Raw genomic sequence first — 26,109 nt, 5'->3', positions numbered from 1 at the left:
CCAATCTTGAGAGCCGACCTACAAGGTCGGCTTTTTTGTGGCTGCGTGCGAATTACTGTGGTTGTGGCTGGCTTGCCATCAACATCAGCCAATCGGCAAACGCTGCTATCGCCGGTTCTCTGAGGCGCCGCTCTTTACAGCAAAAAGTGAATTCAAATCCTGTGTGCACATCCGGCAGTTCAGCTTCTATCAAACGGCCGCTGGCAATATCATCCTCCACCATAAAGTCTGACGCCAGTGCTATGCCTTGACCGGCAATAGCTGCTTCTATGGCCATTAACACATGGCTGAAAATATGCTGCCTGTGATTGGGGGTCAGAGTGACACCGTTGGCCTCGGCCCAGCGGTTCCAGTCCAGTCCCAGTGGCCCTTCATCCACGGTCAACAGTGGATACTGCTGCAGACTCTGAATCGTTATTTGTCCGGCTCTGGGGGGTAATTGCGGGCTACAAACTGGAATAAGCCGTTCCTTGTGTAGCACAGTCTGCCAGTATCCCCGTCGTTTGAGACCACCGCTGATAAAGAGATCGGCTACACTGTCGCTGAGCTCGGGATCTTGGGCCACCATCTCCAACCTTATCTGTACCTCGGGGTGACGGCGGCGAAAGTCGCTGAGTCTGGGGATCAACCATTTGACCGCAAAAGAGCTGTAAACCGCCAGTTTCAGCTCACGATTGGGCTCGCCGAACAAACGGCCAAGGTCAGCGAGTTCGTTGAAGATTCGCTCCAATTCGCCATAGAGGATCTCCCCCTTGGGTGACAGTTTAAGGCTGCGCCCCTGGCGCAGAAACAGAGGCTCGTCAAAGTGTTCCTCCAATATCCTGACCTGATGGGATACGGCGCTCTGGGTGATACAAAGCTCTTCGGCGGCGCGGGAAAAATGGCTCTGGCGTGCTGCCGCTTCGAACACCTGCAGCGCTCTCAAGGGGGGAAGTTTTCGCATTGGCGACTCTGTTTTGATATTTAGTATGAATTTAATTCATTTATACGTAAAAAACATCATTTCAATTTGGTTTTTAACCCGGATATGATGCCGCCGATTGAGAGTCGTTCAGGGTAACCAAGATGCAGAGAACCGTAGCTATCGGTTTGATTTTATTGACCGTAGGAAATCTCTTTAGCGCATTTTATGATGTGTCGGTCAAATGGTTACCGGATGATGCCAATGCGGCGACCTTTCTGCTGCTGCGCCAGATAACGGCGGTACTCATGTTGTTGCCTTTGTGGATCAAGGCCGGTCGTCCGGGCACCTCTCATTTTAAGCTCCACCTTTGGCGTGCCAACACAGGAGCTGTTGGCGCGCTCTTTTTGATTATTGGCCTGATGGCGCTGCCCTTGGCGACTGTCAGCTCGCTATTCTATTCGGCGCCCCTGATGATCATGGTGCTCGGCGCTGTATTTCTGAAGGAACAGATCACGCCGCTGCAGTGGGGAGTTGCCGCACTGGGATTTGTCGGTATCTTGTTGATCCTAAAGCCTAGTGAACTGGAACTTGCCGGTATCGCCGTGTTGGTTTCTGCCTTTACCTTCTCCTTGAACCAGATGAGTTTGCGAAAGCTGCCCGGTACCGAAGCCGCCAGTCTGACTTTGCTCTGTTACAACTTGCTGAGTCTGCCGCTGACTCTGCTGGTGGCATTGTCGCAGCAACTGGCCGGGCTCAGTTGGCAACTGCTCGGGGTGGCGTTGTTATCCAATGCTTTCCTGCTGGCGTATCACTGGTTCTGTGTTCTGGCTTATCGCAGGGCCAAGGCCAGTGAAATTGCCGTGGCTGAATACAGCGGACTGATCTTTATTGTCTTCCTGGGTTGGCTGCTGTTCGATGAGTGGCTGGATACCCTGAGTTGGATTGGGGCTGCGTTGGTGGTGCTGCCAACCTTGTGCCTGCCCGCCATCGCCAAGCTGATGAAAACCCGTGAACTGAAAGCACAAGAGCCGGTATAACCGGCTCTTGTTTGCATAGACGAGGGATTTGGCTGTTAAGGGGTGACGTAGTCGAACACCTTGATCACCTTACGTACCCCTGCGGTATTGCGGGCGATTTCCACTGCCAGATCGGCTTGCTCTCGCTCGACTAAACCCAGCAGAAAGACTTCACCATTCTCAGTGATCACCTTGATCTTGGTGACATCCAGATTCTTGTCGTTGAGCATCCGTCCCTTGACCTTGGTGGTGATCCAGGTGTCGTTGCTGCGGGTGGTAAAGGATGTCGGGTTACCAATACGGATCTGATTGTGGATCTTGCCACCCAACTGTAGTTCTTTGACCAGCCGAATCGCCTTGTCTCTAAGCATGGAGTTGGGCGCCTGACCTATCATCAGTACATTGCCGTTCATACTGACGCCGGTGATATTGGTTTGATTCTTCAGATCCTCTTCCGCTCCCAGTACGCTGGAGATACTAAAATCGGCATTGGTATCATCCAACTGGGTCTTGAGCGAGCGCTCATCGTTGACCACCATGGCGCCGCCGACTGCACCCACCATTACGGCTCCGGCACAGCCGGTCAAACTGGTAAGCAGTAGACACAGGGGCAGCAGACGTCTCATTGATGCTCGTCCTGCGGGAACAGGGTACGGTCAATGTTGTCACACAGGCAGTGGATAACCAGCAGGTGTACTTCCTGAATACGCGCCGTGACGTTGGAGGGGACGCGGATCTCCACATCATTGGTGCTCAGCAATCCGGCCATGGCACCGCCATCTTTACCCGTGAGCGCAACTATGGTCATATCCCGGCTCAGTGCAGCTTCCATCGCTTTAATGACGTTGCCCGAATTGCCGCTGGTGGAAATGGCCAGCAGTATGTCACCGGGTTGGCCCAGTGCCAGGATCTGCTTGGAAAACACTTCGTCATAGCTGTAATCGTTGGCGATGGCTGTCAGGGTTGAGGTGTCTGTTGTCAGAGCTATGGCCGGCAGCGGTGGACGCTCCACTTCGTAGCGGTTCAGCAGCTCGGCGGAAAAGTGTTGGGCATCACCGGCACTGCCGCCGTTACCGCAGGCAAGGATCTTATTGCCACCCAACAGACATTGCACCATCATTTCTGCGGCCTTGGAGATGGACTCAGGCAGCGCCTCTGCGGCGTCAATCTTGGTCTGAATCGACTCGGTGAAGCTGTCTTTGATACGTTCTAACATGGATAAGTCCTTCACTATCAAGTGTTGCTATCATGCCATAGGCCGGTGGCTTTTTTCAGGCATAAAAGTGTAAATTTGTTTTGGATTAAGCGTTTACTAAAAAGCGTCTTGCAGCCATTTCACCTTGCCGCCATCAATGGCCAGTAGATCGAAGCGACATGGAGCATTGATCCTGTGTTGCTGCAGATACTGACTGGCGGCCTTGCGAAGCCTGGCAATTTGGGCCTGGCTCAATGACTGCAAAGCGCCACCGAATCGGCTGGGTGAGCGGTATTTTACCTCAACAAACACCCATTGGCTGCCCTGTTTCATCACCAAGTCCAGTTCGCCGAAACTGTAGCGCACATTCTGTTCGACAAAGGTCAGGCCCTGTTGTTCCAGATACTGGCGAGCCAGACGCTCGCCTTCCTGTCCCAGATCCATATGCCGGCTTACAGTGGCCGTAAAACGCCGCGTTGGTATTTGGCCCAGCTGAGCTGACGATCAATCACCCCATCCGGGCTCACCGTCAACTGGCCGCTGCGGCCATTGTACTGATATCCGGGGAAGGCATGCATCTGGGCCAGACGATTGACCAGTTGCAGGGCATCATAGCCCATCACATACAGGCGTTTTTGGGCGTTACCCCAGGTGGGCCACAACTTGTTGACCACCTCGGTTTCTTCACTGGCCTGCAGTAACCAGGGAATATCACTGATGGTGATATTGTTCAGTTCAATCGCGGTTTGCTTGGCATTGTCTTCCTGACGGGCGCGGCTGCTGGTATACAGCGGCACCTGCTCGGCAAAGACACTGAAATTGACATCGATAAAGGGTTTCAGCAGCGGTAAGTCCTGAATCCCCGAGATCATATAGATGGCATCGATATCGGTACGGGAGCGGAAGTCGGCCTTCACCTTGCTGCCGAGCAGTGCCTTAATGGCTTGGATCCGCGCCTTGCTGTCCGTTACGCCGAGGGCGCTTTCCACGGTTTCGCGCATCTTGTCGCCGTTGTCATAGAAGTGGACTTCGGCATCACTGTCGGTCAGTTCCATCCAGGTTTGCTTAAAGCTCTGGGCCATACGTTGGCCTACGGCATCATTGCTGGCAAGCAGCAGTGGCACCTGTATACCATCCTGATACATGCGTCTGGCGGCATCGCTGGCTTCCTGAGTGGGCGACAGGGCAAAGTAGTACTTATTCTGTTGCGGTTGCAGCTTATCTATTTGGTTGAGAAACAGTTGTGGCGGCGTACTTGCCCCGGCAGCTTGCTGGGCCGCCATCACTTGTTCCACTTCGTTTTGCAGCAGTGGGCCAATCACAAATTCGGCGCCGCTCTGCAGCGCTTGCTGATAGGCCTTATCGGCACCTTGGGCTGTGTCGAAGAAATTGAGGCTGACATTGCTGTCCGGTTCACTCAGATAACTGGCCAGTATGCCCTGACGCACTGTGTTGGCGACCCCGGCTCTTGGGCCCGAAAGTGGCAGCAGCACGGCGATATTGCTCGGTCTGTAAGGCTTGGCGCTGAGCGCCAGTTGCAGATCCGAAGGCAACTGCACCGCGGCGGGATGATAAGGATTACGTTTCTGCCAGTCACTCAGCTGGCGGATCAGGCTTGAGGGATCCACCGCGTAGTGCTTGGCCAGATAAGCCAGCTGTAGCCAACCAGTAAATACGGCATCGCTCTCTTGAGCGGCAAAACTCTGCAGGGTTTCTTCCTGCAGTGGCTTGAGCAATTGCCAGATCTGGTCGTTAACCTCGCCGGTTGCCTTTACCGGCAGATACTGACTCAGCTGACTCAACTCACGCACTTGCTCCACGGGTTGTTGGTTGGCAGCAAACAGCCGGGCACGGGCCTGGTGATAACTGGCCCACTGCCAATCGGGTAGCTGCCAATTACCGGGATAATTCAAGGTATTCAGCGCTTCGGCACTCTTGCCGGTCAGCTCCTGCAGGCGAGCGCTGAGAAAACGATGCTCGGCCTGGATTTCATCCACCGGGCTCAGCCCGGCCTGCATTGAACGCAGAATATCTGCAGCGGCATCTGTATCCCCTTGCTTGAGGTAAGCATTGGCGGCCAACAACAGATAACGCTCGCGGTTTTCCTTGCTGGGCGCCTTGGCGGCAAATGCCAAATACTCGGCCGGGGCTTGCGGGGCACTGACCAGGGAAACGACGGCCAGCTGCTCTTTGTCTGCCGACGGCGTGCTGCCACAGCCCCACAGGCTGGCAAGCAGAATCACAGCAGAAATGTATTTAACTCTATTCAGGCTTTTTAACACAGGGCTTCACTCTGGTAAGATGCTGGCTCTAGTTTAACCTTCTATTGTGCCTGACGAAAGTCTCGGCACTTTCATCTCCGAGGTAGTTATGGACCTGTCGGTCGCGCTGTATATAGTTCCCACTCCCATAGGCAACCTGGGGGACTTGAGCCCCAGGGCTCTGGAAGTACTGAATCGGGTGGCGTTGATCGCCTGTGAAGACACTCGCCACAGCGGTAAATTGCTGAGCCACTTTGGCATAGATACCCGCACGACAGCGCTGCATGACCACAATGAACGTGCCCGGGCGCAGTGGATTGTTGAACGCCTCGGCGAAGGTGAAGCCATAGCGCTGATCAGCGATGCCGGCACGCCGCTGATTTCCGATCCCGGCTATCACCTGGTATCCCATGTGCGCGCCGCCGGTTATCCGGTGATCCCGCTGCCCGGCCCTTGCGCCGCCATTGCCGCGCTGTCGGCATCTGGCTTGCCCTCGGATCGCTTCTCGTTTGAAGGCTTTTTACCGGCCAAAGACAAAGGGCGTCAGGATAAACTGTTGGCGCTTAGAGAAGACCCGCGCACCCTGATTTTCTATGAGTCACCCCACAGAATTTTGCCCAGCCTCAAGTCGCTGGTGGCGGTTCTGGGGCCGGATAGGCAGATGGTGATGGCGCGGGAACTGACCAAGACCTTTGAAACCTTCCTCTGCGGTACCACGGCCGAAGTGCTGGCGCAGGTAGAAGCCGATGCCAACCAGCAGCGCGGTGAAATTGTGCTTATGCTGCACGGTTTTGTCAGTGAAGAAGCCGACGAAACGCCCGCCGCGGCGCTGGATACCCTCAAACTACTCTGTGATGAATTACCGCTGAAGAAGGCGGCCGCCATTGCGGCACAGATCCATGGGTTGAAGAAAAATGCTCTCTATAAAAAAGGGCTGGAGCTGGGCTGGTAAGGAAATGCCTTGGTGTGAAGCCCGCTATGGGCTATAATCCGCGCCGAGTTGGCCGGGCAGTCGCTGCGTTCGCAAGAACGGGGAGGAAAGTCCGGGCTCCATAGAGCAGGGTGCCAGATAACGTCTGGGCGGCGTGAGCCGACGACCAGTGCAACAGAGAGTAGACCGCCTGCCTTCGGGCCGGTAAGGGTGAAAGGGTGCGGTAAGAGCGCACCGCGCGGCTGGTAACAGTTCGCGGCACGGTAAACTCCACCCGGAGCAAGATCAAATAGGGTTCCACTATTCTTCGGAATTAATGCGTGGCTCGCGTTGGAACCGGGTAGATTGCTTGAGCCTGTGAGCGATTGCAGGCCTAGAGGAATGACTGCCGCTCCTTCGGGAGAACAGGACCCGGCTTATAGGCCAACTCACCTATTCTGTAAGTGGATGTTCTGTATGGTGTTTTTAGCTTTGTTATCAATTTTTGCTACAAAGTTTGGTACATCATGCAGTACATCCAGTTACGCAAAACTACCTATCATTTTTCGCTATAAAATCCCCCTGAGATTTCGTGCGTATCATCCTTGCGGTGAGATTCGTCGTTCCCAAAAGACAGATTGCTACAGTGTTGCTGTGGCATCGGTTGCCGCAAAATTTCCTGTCATAAACCAAATCAACTAGATGACAACCCCTCAACCAGAACTGAAGGCATTGCTTAAAGAACTCGCCAGCTTTCAATATGCTCAACAGCCCACTCCCCTGAAGGCAGGTTTGAGATCTGGTCATCAGTCACGCCTGAGACAAGCACAATCTTCCAATTAGGAGATACCCCTATTTGAATCGGCCTATTTGCTTGAGGATGCATGGGCTGATTTCTGCCGCTTCAAGGATTCAGGAGACAAGCTCAGAAATCCCAAGATTGTTGCCGACCAACAACGCAAGTTTGATTTCATGCGGCTCTATTGGGGTAATCGTGATGTCCTCTCGATAACTAAGAAGGATATTAAGGCGCTGTTGCAGCGGTACTTAATTCTGTATGTGTTTCATCAGGTTCTGGTAGATCAGGGTATAGTTCCTGAAAACAAGCATGGCGAGCGTAAGGTATTCCATAGTCTGCGACATACGTTTGTAACCAAAGTCTTGGCAAGCGGTGTTTCGCTTGGCTTGCTATAGAGTGTTGTCGGCCATGAGATGCATGATGCAGGCATTACTAAGAGGTATACCCATCAGTTCACTGTGAAGGATCTGTTGGAAGTAGTAGGTGCTTTGAAATTCTAATCGAACGGATTGGAGGTTCCCCCAGAGCCACACCCCGGCACATGAGTCACTTGCTACGGTTGCTCCCTTCCGGGCCTGGCCGGGTTCACAAGTTATCATTGCGGGGAGGACGCGAGGTAAGCATCCATTCACACGCTTGAAGACACCTAAGTGGATTAATCTGTTGAATGACCCACAATTTGTATCCCTAAAAAAAGCGAAGGTCAAGACTTAAAAGTATTTCCACTAACGATGAAAAGACTAGATTAGTCAGGAAGATAGACTATAGAATATCCTAATAACCTGTTTGATTATTGGAGTGGTTACAATATGGATGAACAATTGGGGCTGCGACTTTGGAATTTAGTTAACCAGTTGGAGGGTCAACTGGGGAACATAAATGCAACCCTTCAGCAAATGAATGAACTCGGCCCAAGAGACTGGCTTGGTGCTGGGGTAACCTTACTTGCGTATGTTCTAGGGCACTTTCAGGCCACTCGTTCTGCAAAGAAACAAGCCGCACAAATTGAGTTGCATAGATTACAGGACAGACAGAGGAAGCGGCGAGAAAGCAGAAACAGGCTTGTTGAGCATGTACAAGACATTTGTGCTCAAAATCAAGTAGTGTCACTTAATTGTCAGACCTTATTCCCTTCTAAAGATACGAACTGGGAAAGCCTATTAGATGATTACGATGCAAAAGTAAGCGCAGTGGCCAACCGTAAGTTCTTAATTGATACCTGTGAGCTCGAATTTGAAGAGAAAATTACAGACCTTCAAGACGCTATTAATGATCTTTTTAGAGCTGTTGTCATTCGTCCATTATGGGATGATTATCAAGTCGGAACCATCGAGTGGATTCAAGCGTTAAATACCAACTTACGGAAATGGGACCATGCCAGAGATCATTTCATTAAACTTTTAGACGATGCTCTTGCCGCAGAACAAGCGAAAATTCGGGAACTCAAAAAACACCTGTAGAAGCCCACTGACAATCTAAACGTATGCCTGATGTTTGATAGTCTTTTCACCTGCTGAGCTACTAAAAAATGCCAAAAATTTCTGAGGCCTTTCTAGATATAGCCTTTGCGCCAGTTTCCCCCCGTACCCCCTATCGATTTATTTTCTATCCTTCGTTTCCCCAAGACACTCTCAGGCCAACCACAGACACAGTTCATAGGCTCAACAAACCATAGTTTTATGACACCGAGAATTGTATGCCTTGGGTGGTATCAACAAGCTAGCGCTTGGTATTGATGAGTCCGAGGCCAATTCTTGATACCGGTTATGCTGGAATCCCCATATTACGTTTCAATTTTGGGGAGATTTTGAGTGTGCACTTAGTCTCGTGCACTTAGTCTCGAAGTGAACAAGGTGAACGCATTGGTATACGGCAGCGTTTGCCGCTGAGGTGGGCAAAGTCAGCCTAGAAACTCTGCTTCACTTGAAAGCGCCACTCCCAGCCGTCCACTTCATCGCCCCGGGTAAAGGGCACGCTGAAATCTATGTGGGCGACATGACCATAACTGGAGCGGGAAGAGTAGACTCTGGCACCTATACCGACTGAGCCTATGGGGCCTGAGACTTCGTTGTCATTGGCCATGGCACCACCAAAGGCCTGACCGACATCGATAAAGGCGGCCCAGCCCAATTCTGCCAGTTGGTAGAGGTTGATATTGGGGTAATAGCGGATTTCGCCGGTCAGCAGCCATTGATTATCACCGTGCTGGTAGTCGTTGGGATAACCGCGAATGCCGGTTTCATCCCCCAGCGCAAAGGGACGGTCGATATAGTTGTTGTTGGAGTTGGATAGCCGCACCTTGGAGTAGGCGGTCCACTTGGGGGTGAACTTATAGAAATACTCGGCGGTAACATTCACTTGATAAAAGTCCCGTTGCCGGGTGGCCAGGGTGGCTTCACCGCCAAATGCCAGCAACAGCAGCTCCTTGCCTTCAAAATAGCCGCGACTGCTGCGCCAGTTGAGGTGATAACCCAGGCTATCACTGTCTTTGGTTTCCAGCCCCAATTTAACGCTGTGATGCCAGCCGAGGTTGAAGTCTTCGTTATAGTTGACCAGGTGAATATTGGTCAGTACCCGAAAATCATCCTGCAAGTATTCCCATTCTACCCAGGGGTAGAGAAAGTCTCTGTCCTGAGGCAAGGGCTGCTGCGGGTATTGAGGCAGGGCGTAAAAGCTGTGCTTATCCTGGGTGACTCCAAGGCGTAATCTTTGCCGGCTCTGGTTTTCTTTGGCGAACATAAAGCCCCAGTAGAGGTTGCGATAGCGGAGCTCTTCATTGAATTCGTTGATGTCGAGGCCGTTTTGGCGAATGGTGTCGATTCTGTCTTCATCCAGATACTCGGCGCCGTAGGCGCGGGTGTCGTCAAGGGTATAGAAAGGCTTGTCGAAATACAGCTGTTTGGCCTGACCATCGCTGTTGTCATAGAAGTTGGCCGCTACAGTGGCGTTTTTGATGATGTTCAGCGGCATTTCGAATGCCACCTTGTAGCCGGTTCTGTCCTCGTCGGATTGGTACTTCAAACGGGTGCGGATCCCCAGACCCAGAATATTGTCGTCTTTCAATCCGACAGAGAAGCTGTTGTTGCCGCCGCTGCGTCCCAGGCTGATGGTGGGCAGCAGCGACCATTGATCCCAGGTTTCTACCAGCAAGGTTTCACCATCAGGCTGTTGATCGGCGCTGGGGTCGGCCTTGACCACAGAGATCCTGGCGTCTCTGAGATAGGGCTCACGCCTGAGAATTCGCTGCGCTTCTTCCAACTGCCTTGGGGTCACTTCCTGCCCTTCCTGAATACTGAGGCGATTGAGGATCACCGATTCCCGGGTATTGATATGCAAGGTGTTGGCCCAATTGTGCAGGAAGATGGCATTCTTGGCTGACTCGTCGAAAATCGGGTTGCTGACCACCACAATATTGCCAACCTTGAACCGCTCAGGGAGTGGATTTTGGCCTTGGGAAGACGAGGTGGTGCCATTGCCTGCGGTGCCGGTTTCGGCCAAAACGGAGAGGCTGGCAAACAGGGTTGCCAGAAGCAAGACACTGCGGCTTATTGCCATAGACTGCCCCCTCTCGGTAGTGAATATCGGGCTGATATTCACACTTCAATAACACAACCGAATAGGCGGTTAGTCAAGAAGGCTGGCGAAATAAAGTAATGATTTAGCTTGTAATAAACTATCTTTCCCCGGCGCTAATGCCCACGGCAGCTGCATTTAGAGAGTATTTCTCGGCGGCACCACCACGTTGGAGAAGATGAGCCCGGCGATCAGCGACATGAATATCAGAAAGATCTGCGACCCCAGATGCGACTGGTTCAACATGGTTTCACCCGAGATAAGCACATTGAGGCCGATATAGGTCTTGGAGCCAGGCACCAGGATGACTATCCCTTGCAGCAGGGCGATGGAGGCCGGTGCCTTCATCCAGCGGGCAAACAGGTTGGCGTAAATACCCACGGCCAGGGCGCCGAAGAAGATCCCCAGAGAATCCCCCAGATAGAGGCCGCCGAACATGGCAGAGAAGAAGGCCACAATACCCGCCAGTACGCCCCAGGGGGCATCTTTGAGCCTGGCCTTGAAGATAAATACCAGCGCCATGGAGAGGATGGGCACCGCCGACCAGATGGCCCAGCGAGGCAGTGGCATGGGTTCGATATAGAGGGATTCTCCGAACAGGGCATTGCCTATTGCCACGCCGAGTACGGCACCGAAGTAGAGCTTGAACAGCAGCATTACCGCATCCATGATCCTCATGGTGCCTGACATAAGATCCCTTGCCGCCAGTTCGGCCAGGCCCAGGGTCAGTGCCAGGCCGGGAATAAAGACGATGATCCCCGACAGCACCACCACAGGGATATTCAGCCCGGCATCCAGTTGCGCCAGGCCGCAGGCGGCGAAACCGGCCAGCATGGCGGCCAGGGGTTCCAGCAGTTCGGCCATCCTTCGCGAGCGCTCGGCGCTGAATACCAAGCCATAGACCAGCATGCCTATCAAGGCCGACCAGAATACATCATTCCAGCTGCTGCCCATCAGCATGGCAAAGGCGGCGGCCGAGGTACCAAAGGCGCCCAGGGTTAACATAGGGCCATAGGGATTGGGCTTGTTGGCTATCTCATCCAGCCGTTCCAGCGCTTCACTCAGGCTGCGTTGCCCCAGGCTCAGTTCCTGCACCAGGGCGTCGGTGCGGGCCAGCGAACCCAGATCCAGCTCGCCGGGTTTGACCCTGGCAACATGGTTGTATTCCTGATCTGTGTCGTGCTGTAGCACAAAGGTCATCGAAGTGGGGGAGATCAGAAAATAGCCTTCGATGCCGAGCGTCTTGGCCACTGTCTGCAAGTGGGTTTCGAGCCGATAAGCCGGGGTGCCGAATTTATGCAGAGCCTTACCCAACTTGATGATAAAACGGCGCTTTTCAATGAATTCTTGATTATCCACTCGGTTTCCCACTGTGCCCTTGATTGGATGGACGGCTTTTGGCCCGCGCGGATTCTACAGCAAGGGTAGTGAATCCGGTTAATGACATTTTAAAAATTATTTCCTTTATGTGAGCCTAAGTGCAAGCTTGTTGCGTTAAGGTTGGTGTGCGCACCTGGATTTTGTGGGGCCAATAGGGGCTGAATAGAGAAGGTTAAAAAGGAGAGTTTGAAATTATGTCATTGTTTATATCGGGTTTTTATGCCGCTCTGACGGGGCTTTTGGTCTTGGTTTTGGCCTACCGGGTGGTAGGGCTGCGCCGTGCTTACAAGATAGGCCTGGGCGATGGTGGTAACGATGCACTGTATCTGGCCAACCGGGTGCACGGTAACCTGCTGGAAAATGCCCCGATAGCCTTGCTGCTTTTAGTGCTGGCCGAAGCCAACGGCATGGCCGGCGTTTGGTTACATCTACTGGGGACGATTTGGCTGGTGGCCAGATTGCTGCATGCCATAGGTCTGACCCAGGGTAAGGGCGGTTACCACCCGGGCCGATTCCTCGGCACCTTGTTCACCTGGATAAGCATACTTGTGCTGGCGCTGTTTAATCTCTGGCAGTATGTGGGGCGCTTGCTGCTCTGAACCCGAGAGAAGCCACAATCTAAGTAGGGCCTTGGCTTGCAGGCACAAGCAAGGGGTACAAATAGTCGGCAGTTGGTGAAAAATCAGTCACACTTAACCCGGCTAGCCTGTTATACTCCGCGGCCCTGAGGCAGCGTGGCTGCCGTGTGTCGAATCCTCTGATGGTCAGTCTCAAATGCAAGTCGAATCCAGCTTATTTCAGTATCCCAAGTATTGGGCCGAGTGTTACGGCACGGCCCCCTTTCTGCCCATGTCCCGTAAGGAGATGGAACAACTGGGATGGGACAGCTGTGATGTGATCCTGGTGACCGGTGATGCCTATGTGGATCACCCCAGTTTCGGCATGGCGGTGATTGGCCGTTTGCTGGAAGCGCAGGGATTCAGAGTGGGGATCATCTCGCAGCCGGATTGGTCCAGCAAAGAGGCCTTTATGAGCCTGGGTAAGCCGAATCTGTTTTTCGGGGTCACTGCCGGCAATATGGATTCGATGATCAACCGTTATACAGCCGATCGTAAACTGCGCCACGACGATGCCTATACCGCAGGCAATGAAGGCGGCAAGCGCCCGGATCGCGCCGTGACTGTATATACCCAACGCTGTAAGGAAGCCTTTAAAGAGGTGCCCGTGGTCATAGGCGGTATCGAGGCCAGCCTGCGGCGGATTGCCCACTATGACTATTGGTCCGACAAAGTGCGCCGCAGTGTGATTTTTGATGCCAAGGCCGATATCCTGATCTACGGCAATGCCGAGCGGCCGCTGGTGGAAGTGGCGCACCGTCTCGCCAAGGGTGAAACCATGGCGCAGATGCAGAATATCCGTGGCACAGCGGTTATCCGAAAAGAGCCACTGCCAGAATGGCGCGGCATGGACTCGCGCAAGATAGATCAGTTGCATAAAATTGACCCCATCCCCAATCCCTATGGCGCCGATGATGTCGGCTGCCAGAACTTGTCCGGGCCATCTGACAAGAAGATCTTCGACAACGATGCTCCCAAGCCCATCAGTGTGCAGCCACCCAAGCCAAGACCCTGGGAGCAGACCTATGTGTTGCTGCCGGCCTTCGAGCGGGTGAGTGAAGACAGATACCTGTACGCCCATGCATCGAGGATTTTGCATCAGGAGCAGAACCCAGGTTGTGCCAGAGCCCTGTTCCAGCCCCACGGCGACCGTGGTGTTTGGGTCAACCCACCGGCCTGGCCGCTCAACACAGATGAGATGGATGCGGTATTCGACTTGCCTTACGCCAGGGTGCCACACCCGGTTTACGGCAAGGCCAAGATCCCGGCCTACGACATGATCAAGACCTCAATCAATATCATGCGAGGCTGTTTCGGTGGCTGCTCATTTTGTTCGATAACCGAGCATGAAGGGCGCATTATCCAGAGCCGCTCTAAAGAATCCATTATCAAAGAAATTAAAGATATACAGCAGAAAGTGCCTGGCTTTACCGGGGTGATTTCCGATCTAGGCGGCCCAACGGCCAACATGTATCGTCTCGGCTGCAAGAGCGAAAAGGCCGAAAAGACCTGTCGGCGCTTATCCTGTGTCTTTCCCGGCATCTGTGGCCATTTGGACACAGATCATCAGCACACCATAGATCTTTACCGCGCCGCCCGGGATGTTCCCGGGATCAAGAAGGTACTGATCGCCTCCGGCGTGCGGTATGACCTGGCGATTGAAGATCCGCGTTACGTTAAAGAGCTGGCCAAGCACCATGTGGGCGGCTATCTCAAGATAGCGCCGGAACATACCGAAGAGGGGCCTTTGTCCAAGATGATGAAGCCAGGTATGGGCACCTACGACAAGTTCAAGGAGCTGTTCGACCAATACTCGGCCGAAGCGGGTAAGCAGCAGTATCTGATCCCCTATTTTATTTCGGCTCACCCGGGCACCACGGACGAGGACATGCTCAACCTGGCGCTGTGGCTCAAAGAGCGTAAGTTCAAGCTGGATCAGGTGCAGAACTTCTACCCATCGCCTATGGCCAATGCCACGACCATCTACCACACAGAGCTGAACTCGTTGAAAAACGTCAAACACAGCAGCGAAGAGGTGCCGGTGGCCAAGAAGGGGCGTCAGCGGCGACTGCACAAGGCCTTGCTGCGCTATCACGACAGCGCAGGTTGGCCGTTGATCCGCGAGGCGCTTATCGCCATGGGGAAACAGCATCTTATCGGCACCGGGCCACAGCATCTGGTGCCCCCGGAAGGCCGCGCCGAAGCCTGGGCCGGTAAGCATAACCGCAAAGGGGCCGACAAGGGCCGCCAGGGACTCACCCGTTTCAGCGACAATCAGTTTGCAGAGCGCAGCGGCAAAGTCACCAAGGGTAAGTCCACTGAAGGGGCCAAAGGCGGTAACAAGGCCGGAAAAGGCAAGGGCGGCGACCACACAACAACAGGCAACGTGGCAACAGCTAAAGGCTCCAAGCCCGGCAGTGGCAAAGCCAGACCCGGTGCCAGGCCTGTCTTTGGCCATGCTCAGAGCCACAGTCAGGGTAAAAGCCAGGGCCAGAGTAAGAAATCAAAGTAAAAACCCAAGACGATAGAGGGCGCTAGCAAGCCTTTGCTCTAAACAAGGGCTGCGTAGGCTAACAGCCCAGCAGACGCCGGAATTCCAGTGACAGATCTTCGCCGAGTTGTTGCGCCGTCGCTTGGCGGTCCTTGATGCCGTTATGCATGGCGTTGTCTACCGCGCCATGCATGCCGTGATAGAGGATGATGGCGCTCAGCTCTGGCCTTTCCAACTGCCAGGCGCCATGGCGCTTGCCGCTTCGCAAAAGCTCAATAATCTGCGCCAACACCCGATCCCGCTCACTGTTGCCGTGACCGTGATAATAGTTGTCATGGAAGAGCAGGTCGTGCAGTTCTATACCGGCCAGATAGGCGTTGACACTGGCCCGGCACCAAACATCCAGTCGTGTCGGCCAGTCATCGCTATCGCAGGCATCCATTGCCAGTTGCACCTGCTCGACAAAATGCCGGCTAAAGCGTTGCCGCAGAGCCGAGAGTATCTCCGGCTTGGCATTGAAGTAGTGGTAAAAAGTCCCCTTGGCGACCTTGGCCTCGCGCACTATGTCGCTGACTGTAGTGGCTTCAAACCCCTTCTCAATAAATAACTTCTGTGCCGCATCCATGAGTTCATCGAGACGAACCTCTGCCGGTTTGGTACGTGGAGCTCCCGGGGTGCTGTTATTTGTCATTAGCCATACCACTCAATATAAGAAGTTTGATCTGCCAGGAAACTGCGTCGGCCAGGATAATGTTTTTCTTGGCCGATTGGTCGCCAAATTCTTTCATACTCGCCGAGTGAATCAAGCCCCTGTACATAAGGAAGGTGCGAATAAGTCCTCGTGGCCTTCTCTTTTGTAGAGAGGGGCTTGCACAGCAATTGGCGTTCAAGGCATCTGACTGAAGGCATGCCGGGGCCTGTCGAAGTCGGATAACGCAGAGAGCCGGTTGCTGTGAAAGCCCCGAAGGGCGTGGCTTACAGGCCTGCCAGCTGTGTTGTGCTTCTTGCAAAGGACTAGGGCCATTTGCTGCGAACCACGCCTTGCATCCAAGCCAGTAAGCCGACGCAGAGCACACATGGGATTTGTTCGCACCTTCCTCAGGTCAGAATCGGCATTCATCCTACCTAAAGTGATGATCCAAGGCCAGATGGCGGCCATCCAGTGATTGTAAATGCCATTGACCGACGGTCGGTCGAAATCTATATTGAGAATTATTCTCAATAATAACTGAGCTTCAAGGAGGAACAGCATGTCTTCTCTGCGTCAGGTCGCTCTGCTTGCGGCCATCTGTCTGGGCACTTTTATGGCGACTCTGGATATCAGCATAGTCAATGTTGCCTTGCCGACCATGAAACAGGAGTTGGCAATCAGCATGGCGGATTCCCAATGGGTGGTGAACGCCTATGCCCTGTGTTTATCGGCTTTAATTCTTTCTTCCGGGCCGCTGGGCGACCGTTTTGGCCGCAAGTTGTTGTGGCTCTGCGGGGGCGTGCTGTTCACTCTGGGTTCAATCGCCTGCGCCATAGCAGACTCTCTGTGGCTGTTACTCCTGGGAAGGGTGATTCAAGGGATTGCCGGTGCCGCCGTTATCCCGGGAGCCCTGTCTCTGTTGACCCACGCCTTTTCTGACGTTGGCGCCCGCACCCGCGCGATAGGCATCTGGTCATCGGTCAGCGCCCTGTCTCTGATACTGGGGCCGATAGTCGGCGGTTTGCTGGTGCAGCATGTGGGTTGGCAGAGCATTTTCTGGATCAATGTCCCCATAGGCATAATCGCATTACTGCTGGGGGCTTGGGGGCTGGACGAGAGTGCCGACCCGGAACAGGCGGCACTGGATTTTGCCGGGCAGTTGCTCAGCATACTCTTCCTTGGGGGACTGACCTATGGCCTGATCGGCCTGGGTGAACATGATTGGTTGAGTTATCACACCTTGGTGCCGCTGCTGTTGGCCGCCATTTTGTTTGCGGTCTTTATCCGGGTTGAACTTAAGACGCCGCGGCCACTGCTGCCGCTGAAGCTGTTTCGGCAGCGGGACTTTAGTTGCTATAACTCGGCTTCCTTTGTGTTGGGCTTTTCTGCCTACAGCAGCGTGTTTTTTATGTCGCTGTTTTTTCAGGAAGCGCAGCGTTGGGATGCTGCCGAGGCCGGTTGGCGGATGGCGCCCGAGTTTATCGCCATGGCTGTGGCGGCCATGGGGTTTGGCCGCCTGGCGGCGAACTTTGGAGTCAGGCGACTGATGAGTCTGGGGTATGGATTGATGGCTTTGGCGCTCATGTTGCTGTCAAACCTGCAAGGGGAAACGGCTTATTTTCTGACGGCGGGCTATCTTGCCCTGCTTGGTTTGGGAATGGGGCTGGCGGTACCGGCAACCAGTGAGCTGGTGATGGCCAGTGTCGGGGCCCAGCGCTCGGGCATGGCTTCGGCCACCATGAATGCCGTGAGGCAGACGGGTATGACCTTGGGGATCGCCCTCTTGGGCACCTTGATGAGCCGGGTCATCTACACGGCCAAAGAGACTGAAAGCGGGGGACAGTTTGATCCGAGTGGGGTAGCAGCGATAAATCATCAGGCGGTTGCCGCCGGCTTTGGGGTCGCCATGTTTTGGGCCGGCGTGCTTTGTTTGGGGATGACCTTATGGTTACTGCTGCTGCGTCATTCCCGTTTGGGTTCGCTTGCGGCCGCCAAAACCGCTTCTGATGATTGTTAACTCTGGGGTTCCCGAGTCAGCTTACTGCGAATGCGCTCGATACAGGCACCGGGATTTTTCAACCAGAGTCCATAGCTGATGGGCAACATGGGCACCTTGGCCCGCTGCAGTATCTTGTATGTGTCCAGTTCAAAGAAGTCCATCCAGGGGCCGGGAAAGCCGATGAGATCCAGCGCCAGATACTCCCCCTGCCAGCGGCAGAGGATATCCACCTCTGTGCCGGCTATCTCATAGCCCGGCCAGGTTTCGATATTGTGCCCGGCCAAGGCGTCACAAAGCTGGCGCTGAAACTGATCCAACTGGTCATTTTGCCTGTGCCGAGCATTGAATTGACGGCTGGATTCCAGATAGAGGCGCAGCAGTGAGTTGCTCGGCAGCTCTTGGGCCGCTACCGAAACAAACAGGTGCTGTTGTTCCCTGGCGCGGGTAATGGCGACATTGAACACATCTTCGCGGTTGAGATATACCGCGGCTCTCTTGCTCTGTGGGTCAACGGCGAAGGAGAGATACATAATGTCGCGTTCCTCTCCCTGAAAACCAAAGGGGGTGTCGGCCCGCAGGCGATATTTTTCCAGCTCGGTGGCGGAAAACTGTTTGAACAAAGCATCGGCCAGCGCATCGGCCTGAGCCCTAAAAGGCGATAACACTCCCAGCGACTTGGTCATTCCCGCTTGTTCGCAGCTGTCTATCTGCTGCCTTATCAGGTTGCACAGTGCACTGATTTCAGCCTGGTTGACTCCCTGTTCACTGCGCTCGCCCATCACTGAGTGCAGATGCAGATGGCCACTGCTGGTACAGGGTCTGTGCTGCATTATCCGTAGCCGCTGCTGATAAAACTGCGAGTTGCTGAAGCTGATAAGCTCGGGAGCGCTGCGAAAGTGCTCATCGAGAAAGGCAACCTGCTGTTGGGAGGCTATCTGCTCGGCCACCAGATCCAAAATCGATTTATCGCGATAGCTGCAGATGCCGGATTGCGCTGTGGAAACGCCATGCAGTTGTTGTAACGCTTGCTCTTTGCTGCGGGACAGGAAAGAGATATGCCTGAGCTGCTTGCCATCGCCGACCACCAGTGCCCGTTTGGCCCGAAACAGCGCTGGTAAGGCGCTGGTGATATTGCTCTGGCTGGCTTCATCGAAGATAACCAGATCGAATAGCTCCCGCTGCAACGGCAACACCTTGTGAAGGGTGTTGAGGCTCACCAGCCAGATGGGAAACGCCTGCTGCAACACCTGGTAATCCAAGGTATCGAACAGTGCAAACTGCCGCTGTGAGGTGCGGGAACGAATCGCTTGATTGAAAGTTTGCAGCTGTTGCCTGTGGTTGTTCAGCAAGCCGGCGACCCGGCTGGCTTTGACATTTTGCAGCAACTTGGCTGCCAGCGCCTCTTTGGTTGTCAGGCTATCGTTCAACTCATCCAGAGTGTCCCAATGTTGGCTCAGGTTTTCCATGCTGTGGCCAAACAGAGCAAGATAGAGCTGCAACAACCAGCGCCGCTGTGAGCGCTCCAGTTTGTGCAGCCTTTGACCGCGGCGGATGGCGCGGCGTAAAAATCGCAGCAGCCGCCGTTCTGAGTTGTCTAGTTGCCGGTTCAATAAATTGAGCTGGCTTTCCAACTGCTGCGGGGGGGTGTGCTCAAGTGAATGATAGCCGTCCAGCAGATTGCTGAGATAATCCTTTAGCTGTTTCAGGAAGGCCTTTTGTCCCGCCCGCAGGCTGATGTCCTTGAGCCCGAACTGACTCTCAAGCTTGTCGTTAATGACATCGAGCGCATGCTCGTTGTTGGCAACGATCAGCACAGACTCGCCCCGGGCCATATGTTCGGTCGCGACGGCGGCTATGGTATAACTCTTGCCGGTTCCCGGCGGCCCGACAACGCAGCCAAGACTGTGGCTGGCGCCTATCTCCAGCACTTGCTGCTGTGCCCGGGACAAGAGGCTGGGCAGGTACTGGCTTTTGAGCCGGTGCTTGGCTTCGGCCTTGGGTGGCAGTTGTTTTCCCATCAGATTCTGCAGCGGCGCCGAGAGTTCGGCCGCATTCATCATGGCAGAGATCTCATGCAGAATGCCGCGACTGGCGCTGGGGCGTTTCAGAAACACCAGCGCCGATGCCGGCACCAGAGTTAACTTACGCTTGCGGGTCAGGCGGGCGAGGCTGTCATAGCCTGTCAGTTTGGGGAATCCCAGCAGCCCCAGGGTATCTATGTTCTGGTGGCTCTGGCTCAACAGCGAGGTCCAGCTGTCGGGGCGCTCGGGAGCGAAGATGGCATCAAAGCCGGCTTCCATAGTGTCTTCCGGCAGCAACAGCCGCAGCAAGGGTTCGTTAATCTGCAGGGCCCCCTCTTTGAGGGAAACATAGAAGCTGCCGTCATCCTCTTCCAACTGGGCTTCTTTAAAAACCAGAGGGCTGAGTACAGTGCGGGTTTGCCCCTCTTCCTTTAATTGGCCGACCACGAAATGGGAAACGTAAAGCAGTTGGCGCTCGCGCTGGTACATGGCGATTCTGGGCAGGAGCTGCGCCCCGGCTTCTTGGGCGATTGGCTGTCTTGGCAGGAAGCCTGAAAGCAGCGAATCCTCGCCCTCAATAAATAGCCTGTCTTCCTGGTTTAGTTTGCCAAGGTGCCACAGATTAAGGTCGACACAATCTTCCCTATAGCAATCCTGGTAGTAAGCGAGTAATGGTTTGGCGGGCATGACCTTGGCTACTTTTTTGCGTTGGCGCGGCTGCATCCACTGAAGCCGCGGGATGGCAAGTATCCTAACGGTTTAGGCGTAAGCTTTCCAGAAGTGCGCCATGATGCCGGTTGTTTTGAGTGGAGCCTTGGGGGGCATATCTCCCGCCAATCTTTTCGGTTTCAAGTAAAAAAAACCACCCTGGAAGGAAGTGGGGTCAGGGTGGCCGAGCGTGCCTGGCAAAAAGGGTACTGCCAGCAATGGAGCGGGAGTGTGCCGCTATAGAAGTTCAGTTAAAAGAAGTAGTTGATCCCCACTGCGAAGTTATTGTCCTGGGCGGCATCTTCGGCCGGGTCATCCATGTCGCTGAAGTCAAGTTTGGCCTCAAAGAACATCACAGTGTCTCTGCTGTATCTATAGTGCAGACCCACCATGGCAAACTGGCGACGCCAGTCCCCTTGAATGGCGCTGTGCTGATCTGTATCCAGATCCAGGTAGCTGAGCATGGCAATGGGCACAAAGCCGTTGTCGTATTGGTAGGCCACCATCAGTTCGGCGCCGGTGGCGTCGTACAGTTCACCGCCAACCAGTTCGTTGTTGTCACTCTTGTGGGCGTTGAAACCCACATACAAACCGCTGGCTTCACGGTTGGGTGCATAGTGATAATAGTCGCCATACATGGCACCTATGCCTACTATCTGGTTGGTCACCTTGAGTTCGGTACCTTCCAGGTGGCCATCGACATCACCACGGTTGAAGCCGGCCAGCAGTTTGAACTTGTCAGTGACGCTGTAGGTCAGGCTGGCACCGTAGCTGGAATCAAAGTCCAGTTCAGAGTTGGCCAGTGGTTCGCCGTTGCTGTCCTGTACCGAGACCTCACCATCTTGCTTGGCGGCGTATTGCAGTGCCAGATGCAGTGGGCCAAAGTCATTGCGGTATTGGAATGCGGCATCGGCGCGCCCTGTGCCCGTCAGGCCACCATCGCCGAAGGTGTAAGCGCCGACGGCATAACCGGCCACGACATTGGGTAAGTCAGTGGTACCGGCCACATCATAATAGGCGCCCCACTGTTTCCCGAAGGTCAGGCTACCCCAGGTATCGTGGGACAGACCGACATAACCCAGGCGGTTGTTAAGGAAGTCATCGGTTTTCTCTGCGGCGAGTCTGCCGCCCTGTAGCACCAGATTGTCATCACTGGTGACCATGTTGATGCCCCATTCGGTGACGGCATAGGCGGTCCAGCCGTTGCGCTCTTTACGCTCGAAGCTCAAACGTATCCTTGACGTGTCGTCAATTACCGAGGTCTCGTGGCCATCATTGTAGGCGGCGAAACCCAGCCATCCGCTGATGCCAAAGCTATTGGTATCATCGTTGTACAGATCGATTGCCTGGGCTGAGCCGCAGAGCAGCAGCGCAGGGATTGCCAGCGCCAGTATTGTCTTGTTCATAGTCCACCTCATCCAATATTGTTATTGATTTAACTTTTAGGTGGGCGCGCACGCAGGGGAGTGCACACCCGTAAGCCTTAAGCGTGTTTCAATTTTTGCTTGTCGTTTTTGTTGGAAATAATGCCGAACAGGGTCCAACCGAAGAAGGTTGCGATAGAACCCAGCATTACGGCGGTTTCCCCTGAGCTATAGAGGGCATAGAAGCTGTACAGGGCACCAATTACCGCCATAAAGTTGGCAATTCGGGCCTGTTTTACAGGGATATTCAATTGCTTTTGCATCACACCCAGAGCAGCCATGGAAAGGATGTAAGGGATGATGTTGGTGACCACGGCCAGGTTAACCAGCGCCTCAAACTGTTTGCTCAGCGATGGGCTGATGGTCATCAGTGACAGTACCGTTTGTACCGAAACGATGATCAGCATGCCGACAACCGGGGCGTCTTTCTTGGTCACCTTGGAGAAGGCTTTAGGGAAGAAACCTTCATCGGCAGATGACTTGAACACCTGGGCGATGGTGAACTGCCAACCCAGCAGGGAACCGGTACAAGAGATGATGGCGCAGGCCATGACGATAGAACCGATAGTGGGGTTGAACATTTGCGCAAAGGCCAGACCGAAAGGTGCGTTGGACAGCGCCAGCTCACCGTTGGGCACAATACCGGCGATCACGTTGGTAGAGATGATGTAGATAACCGCTGCACCTATGGTGCCGCCCATTACCGCGATAGGCACGTTTTTCTCTGGGTTCTCTACTGCTTCAGAGTTGGCACAGGCAGATTCCAATCCCAGGAAGGCCCACAGTGTCATGGCGATTGAGCCACCCAGAGCCTTGAAGAATGGCATGTCGTGGGGGTTCCAGGCCGCTTTGTACAGGTCAAAGTCGAACCAGAACCAACCTATGAGGGACACCCCGATAACCGGAATGATAATCCCCCACACGGTAACACTGGATACCTGACCTGTGATGCGGGCACCACCGAAGTTGGCCACAGTGGCCAGCCAGAGCACACCTATGGTGGCCAGACAGATAGCGATGGGGCTGAGTTCGACACCGAACAGCACGGCACCATAGCCCACGGCGGAAATCGCGATGGCCACGTTGGCGATCAACAGAGATACCGCATAGGTATAGTTGGCCATAAAGTTGCCACTGCGACCGAAGGCATACTCGGCATAACCGCCCATACCACCGGATTTTTTGCTGAACATACCGCACTTGGCAAAGGCGTAGGCCAATGCCGTTGAACCCGCCGCCGTCACCAACCAGGACAGAATTGAAATCGTTCCCACCTGAGCCAGCTGGGTTGGCAGCATAATGATACCTGAGCCCATCATGTTCACTATGGTGAGTATGGTTAGCTGAACCACGCCAATTTTATTATTTGCTTTGCTCATAATTATTTACCTAAGTCATGTTGCCAGGTGGCGGGGCGCCATGCCCCGCCGCTTATGGTTAAGCTTTCAGGACATAGCCCATGGCCTGTTGCCGGCCTTCAGGGGTTTGTTCCAGATACACACCCTGCAGCTCAGGTGAGAAACCCGGCAGCAGATTGATCCCTTCTTCCAGGGCGAGGAAGTAACGTTGAACCGCGCCACCCCAGATCTCGCCGGGAACCACACAGAGCACTCCCGGTGGGTAAGGCAGGGCGCCTTCGGCCGCGATGCGACCTTCCACCTGTGACAGGGGCACCAGCTCCACATTGCCGCGGATAAACTCTATGTTGGCTTCCTGTGGGTTCATCACGGCTTTGGGGAAGTGGGCCTGGCGGAACATCTCTTTTTGCAGCTGTTTTACATCATGGCTGACATAGAGATCATGCATCTCCTGACACAGCTGGCGTATGGTGTAACCCTGATAGCGTTCCTTGTTGGCGTTGTAGACATTGGGCAGCACTTCAGACAGCGGTGCATCTTCATCGACCAGCTTCTCGAAGCGGGCAATCTGAGATACCAGATGCTGCATCTTGGCCATGTTTTCGGCCGGGGTGATCAGGAACAGAATCGAGTTGAGGTCGCACTTCTCCGGAATGATGTTATTTTCACGCAGGAAGTTGGCAAGAATCGTCGCCGGAATACCGAAGTTGGTGTACTTGCCGGTTTCGGCATCGATACCCGGAGTCGTCAGCAGGAACTTACAAGGGTCGACGAAGTATTGGCCTTTCTCATATCCCTCGAAGGCATGCCATTTCTAACCGGGTTCGAATTCGAAGAAGCGCAGGTCATCGGCCATCTGTTCGGTTTCATGATCCTGCCATGGGGTACCTTCTATCATTGGCGGAATGAACGGCTTGATATATTTGCACTTTTTCAGCAGCAGTTTACGGGCTTCGATACCGGCTTTCACCGCCTCACGCCACAGGAAGCGGCCACTGGCGCCTTCGTGCATCTTGGCGTTGACATCCAGTGCGGCAAACAGCGGATAGAAAGGGCTGGTGGAGGCGTGCAACATAAAGGCGTTGTTGAAACGTTTATGGTTGCAGTATCTGTCCTGGCCCTTGATATGGCTGTCTTTCTTGTGGATTTGCGAGGTTTGTGAGAAACCGGCCTGCTGTTTGTGTACCGACTGGGTCACCAGGATCCCCGGATCTTCTGCGGTCAGCTCCAGCAACAGCGGTGAGCAGTCGTTCATCATGGGAATAAACTGCTCATAGCCCACCCAGGCGGAGTCAAACAATATGTAGTCACACAGGTGACCTATCTTGTCCACGACCTGACGGGCGTTATATATGGTGCCGTCGTAGGTACCCAGCTGGATTACCGCCAGACGGAAGGGGCGCTTGGCATCGGCACGGCTGGGGTCAACCTTGCGTACTTCTTCGCGCAGATAGTTTTCGCTGAAACAATGGGCATCGATACCGCCGATAAAGCCGAAGGGGTTACGGGCAGTTTCCAGATAAACCGGGGTAGCACCGGCCTGGATCAGCGCGCCGTGGTGGTTTGACTTATGGTTATTGCGGTCAAACAGTACCAGATCGCCCTTGGTCAGCAGCGCATTACACACCACCTTGTTGGAGGCTGAAGTGCCGTTGAGGACAAAGTAAGTCTTGTCGGCATTGAATACTTTGGCGGCATGCTTCTGGGCATCACAGGGGGCGCCTTCGTGGATCAACAGGTCGCCCAGTCTGACGTCGGCGTTACACATGTCGGAGCGGAATACTGTTTCGCCAAAGAAATCAAAAAACTGACGGCCAACAGGGTGCTTACGGAAGAACTGGCCGCCTTGGTGTCCTGGGCAGGCAAAGGTGGAGTTACCCATTTCCACATATTTCTTCAGTGTACCGAAGAAAGGTGGCAGCAGTGCCTGCTCATATTTATTGAGTGCGGTTTCTACCTGTTTGCCGTAAAACTCAGTACTGCTGCTGGCGCAAAGCTCGAATACGCCGGTAATGGCAGAGCAGATATCATCTGGGAAGGTTTCTTCACAACATACGGCGACGAAAATGGGTAGCTTTAGGCCTGTATTGTTGATTTTGTCGACTATGCCGTTATTAACGTCTGTTACTGAAACAACCACGGCACCAATATCGCAAAAATCGGTAGTTAATACGTTGACAACTTCTCTTTCAGTATCAAAACAAGAACGAACAGATAAACTTGCTGCAATTTTTAATGATTTCATAAAATAACCTTGTTTAAAAAAGTCAGCAGGGCTCGTATCGGAAAATAAATTCCAATATTAAAATTTAGATAAAGTCAGCCCTGGGCTGATATATTCAAGCAGCGATATTTCAGTAAGGCGTAGAGATACCATGACGAATGCTTCGTCAGAGAATAAGGTATAAGAAAGCCTTACCAATACGCGTGCAGGATATTACCGGCCGAGTAAAAGCAACTAATTGTATGTGTTGGGGATACTAAGGAGATGGATGCGCGGAGCAGCCTATCTCCATTAGTTGGAGAGGGCTGTGGCAGGGAAAAAGAAAGCGTGGTCAAAATAATCACGATGGGTCGGCATCATGATATGTCGGGTGCGCCTTATATGCGCCATGATTTTAGACTTTCTCTTCATATACTGCTCCGTTACGTCTAGAGAAAAGCACTGGTGATAACTTAATGGCGAGTTTATATCTGGGCAAAAAATAAAAGTATGAGCCAAGTCATAATTCTAATTAGTTGTTAAGGAATGTATCTGGGTG

The 26,109-nt window shown here is 53.7% G+C and carries 18 protein-coding genes, 2 other RNA genes and 1 pseudogene; 7 read left to right on the top strand and 14 right to left on the bottom strand.

The features are described 5' to 3' along the window. Window positions 1-52 precede the first annotated feature (52 nt). Window positions 53-943 (bottom strand): LysR substrate-binding domain-containing protein, encoded by an 891-nt coding sequence (locus AYI96_RS17725; protein WP_144362085.1) that lies wholly within the window; start codon window positions 941-943, stop codon window positions 53-55. A gap of 122 nt (window positions 944-1,065) precedes the next feature. Between AYI96_RS17725 and AYI96_RS17720 the strand changes: the two genes are divergently transcribed. Further along, a complete protein-coding gene (locus AYI96_RS17720; RefSeq protein ID WP_144362084.1) occupies window positions 1,066-1,941 on the top strand; it encodes a DMT family transporter in 876 nt (291 codons plus the stop codon). A 35-nt stretch (window positions 1,942-1,976) separates the two neighbouring features. Here the strand turns inward: AYI96_RS17720 and AYI96_RS17715 are convergent, their stop codons facing one another. The 4 genes from AYI96_RS17715 to AYI96_RS17700 form a co-directional block, all read right to left on the bottom strand. Beyond that, window positions 1,977-2,546, bottom strand: coding sequence for a BON domain-containing protein (locus AYI96_RS17715; protein ID WP_101057319.1), 570 nt, complete (start codon window positions 2,544-2,546; stop codon window positions 1,977-1,979). Beyond that, complete coding sequence (locus AYI96_RS17710) at window positions 2,543-3,136, bottom strand: phosphoheptose isomerase (RefSeq protein ID WP_039035996.1); 594 nt, start codon at window positions 3,134-3,136, stop codon at window positions 2,543-2,545. The genes AYI96_RS17715 and AYI96_RS17710 overlap by 4 nt, the downstream gene beginning before the upstream one ends. A gap of 96 nt (window positions 3,137-3,232) precedes the next feature. Continuing rightward, window positions 3,233-3,559 carry a YraN family protein gene (locus AYI96_RS17705; RefSeq protein WP_039035997.1) on the bottom strand — a complete coding sequence of 109 codons (327 nt, stop codon included), beginning with the start codon at window positions 3,557-3,559 and terminating at the stop codon, window positions 3,233-3,235. 8 nt (window positions 3,560-3,567) lie between these two features. Further along, the gene (locus AYI96_RS17700) at window positions 3,568-5,397 is read right to left on the bottom strand and encodes a penicillin-binding protein activator (protein ID WP_039035998.1); all 1,830 of its coding nucleotides are present in this window, start codon (window positions 5,395-5,397) and stop codon (window positions 3,568-3,570) included. A gap of 88 nt (window positions 5,398-5,485) precedes the next feature. Here AYI96_RS17700 and rsmI point away from each other — a divergent pair, with 88 nt between their 5' ends. Then, window positions 5,486-6,328: a 16S rRNA (cytidine(1402)-2'-O)-methyltransferase gene (gene rsmI / locus AYI96_RS17695; protein WP_101095886.1), complete on the top strand. Its 843-nt coding sequence runs from the start codon at window positions 5,486-5,488 to the stop codon at window positions 6,326-6,328. A gap of 44 nt (window positions 6,329-6,372) precedes the next feature. Continuing rightward, an RNA gene (rnpB, locus tag AYI96_RS17690) (RNase P RNA component class A) lies at window positions 6,373-6,742 on the top strand. Window positions 6,743-7,603: 861 nt separating this feature from the next. Here the strand turns inward: rnpB and ffs are convergent. Continuing rightward, window positions 7,604-7,701: signal recognition particle sRNA small type (gene ffs / locus AYI96_RS17685), an RNA gene on the bottom strand. A 193-nt stretch (window positions 7,702-7,894) separates the two neighbouring features. Here ffs and AYI96_RS17680 point away from each other — a divergent pair. Further along, on the top strand, window positions 7,895-8,545 hold the full coding sequence (locus AYI96_RS17680; RefSeq protein WP_144362083.1) for a hypothetical protein: 651 nt from the start codon (window positions 7,895-7,897) through the stop codon (window positions 8,543-8,545). Between the two features lie 445 nt (window positions 8,546-8,990). Here the strand turns inward: AYI96_RS17680 and AYI96_RS17675 are convergent, their stop codons facing one another. Further along, entirely contained in the window at window positions 8,991-10,640 is a 1,650-nt protein-coding gene (locus AYI96_RS17675) for a ShlB/FhaC/HecB family hemolysin secretion/activation protein (protein ID WP_260853027.1), read from the bottom strand. Between the two features lie 156 nt (window positions 10,641-10,796). Beyond that, window positions 10,797-12,017, bottom strand: a complete 1,221-nt coding sequence (locus AYI96_RS17670) for a threonine/serine exporter ThrE family protein (protein WP_025889321.1) — start codon at window positions 12,015-12,017, stop codon at window positions 10,797-10,799. A gap of 215 nt (window positions 12,018-12,232) precedes the next feature. Here AYI96_RS17670 and AYI96_RS17665 point away from each other — a divergent pair, with 215 nt between their 5' ends. Together AYI96_RS17665 and AYI96_RS17660 are read left to right on the top strand one after the other, a co-directional pair. Continuing rightward, window positions 12,233-12,637: an MAPEG family protein gene (locus AYI96_RS17665; RefSeq protein ID WP_039035849.1), complete on the top strand. Its 405-nt coding sequence runs from the start codon at window positions 12,233-12,235 to the stop codon at window positions 12,635-12,637. 175 nt (window positions 12,638-12,812) lie between these two features. Continuing rightward, window positions 12,813-15,167, top strand: a complete 2,355-nt coding sequence (locus AYI96_RS17660) for a YgiQ family radical SAM protein (protein ID WP_144362082.1) — start codon at window positions 12,813-12,815, stop codon at window positions 15,165-15,167. 58 nt (window positions 15,168-15,225) lie between these two features. On the opposite strand, the gene AYI96_RS17655 is transcribed toward AYI96_RS17660, so the two are convergent. Next, window positions 15,226-15,837 (bottom strand): TetR/AcrR family transcriptional regulator, encoded by a 612-nt coding sequence (locus AYI96_RS17655; RefSeq protein ID WP_144362081.1) that lies wholly within the window; start codon window positions 15,835-15,837, stop codon window positions 15,226-15,228. A gap of 559 nt (window positions 15,838-16,396) precedes the next feature. Between AYI96_RS17655 and AYI96_RS17650 the strand changes: the two genes are divergently transcribed. Next, window positions 16,397-17,854, top strand: a complete 1,458-nt coding sequence (locus AYI96_RS17650) for an MFS transporter (protein ID WP_144362080.1) — start codon at window positions 16,397-16,399, stop codon at window positions 17,852-17,854. Here AYI96_RS17650 and AYI96_RS17645 read toward each other — a convergent pair. From AYI96_RS17645 to speFL, 5 genes and pseudogenes are all read right to left on the bottom strand, one after another. Further along, window positions 17,851-20,544 (bottom strand): DEAD/DEAH box helicase, encoded by a 2,694-nt coding sequence (locus AYI96_RS17645; RefSeq protein WP_144362079.1) that lies wholly within the window; start codon window positions 20,542-20,544, stop codon window positions 17,851-17,853. The genes AYI96_RS17650 and AYI96_RS17645 overlap by 4 nt on opposite strands. Before the next feature lie 272 nt (window positions 20,545-20,816). Then, on the bottom strand, window positions 20,817-21,971 hold the full coding sequence (locus tag AYI96_RS17640) for a porin (protein WP_144362078.1): 1,155 nt from the start codon (window positions 21,969-21,971) through the stop codon (window positions 20,817-20,819). A gap of 77 nt (window positions 21,972-22,048) precedes the next feature. Continuing rightward, window positions 22,049-23,368, bottom strand: coding sequence for a putrescine-ornithine antiporter (gene potE / locus AYI96_RS17635; protein ID WP_028780970.1), 1,320 nt, complete (start codon window positions 23,366-23,368; stop codon window positions 22,049-22,051). A gap of 58 nt (window positions 23,369-23,426) precedes the next feature. Then, a pseudogene (gene speF / locus AYI96_RS17630) lies at window positions 23,427-25,592 on the bottom strand (ornithine decarboxylase SpeF). A gap of 270 nt (window positions 25,593-25,862) precedes the next feature. Further along, entirely contained in the window at window positions 25,863-25,961 is a 99-nt protein-coding gene (gene speFL, locus AYI96_RS20715) for a leader peptide SpeFL (RefSeq protein ID WP_405130428.1), read from the bottom strand. Window positions 25,962-26,109 lie beyond the last annotated feature (148 nt).

This window comes from Shewanella sp. MSW (genome assembly GCF_007636515.1).
Lineage (GTDB): Bacteria > Pseudomonadota > Gammaproteobacteria > Enterobacterales > Shewanellaceae > Shewanella > Shewanella indica.
The sequence above is the reverse complement of the archived record's forward strand: the minus strand, read 5'-3'. Positions and strand labels throughout refer to the sequence as shown.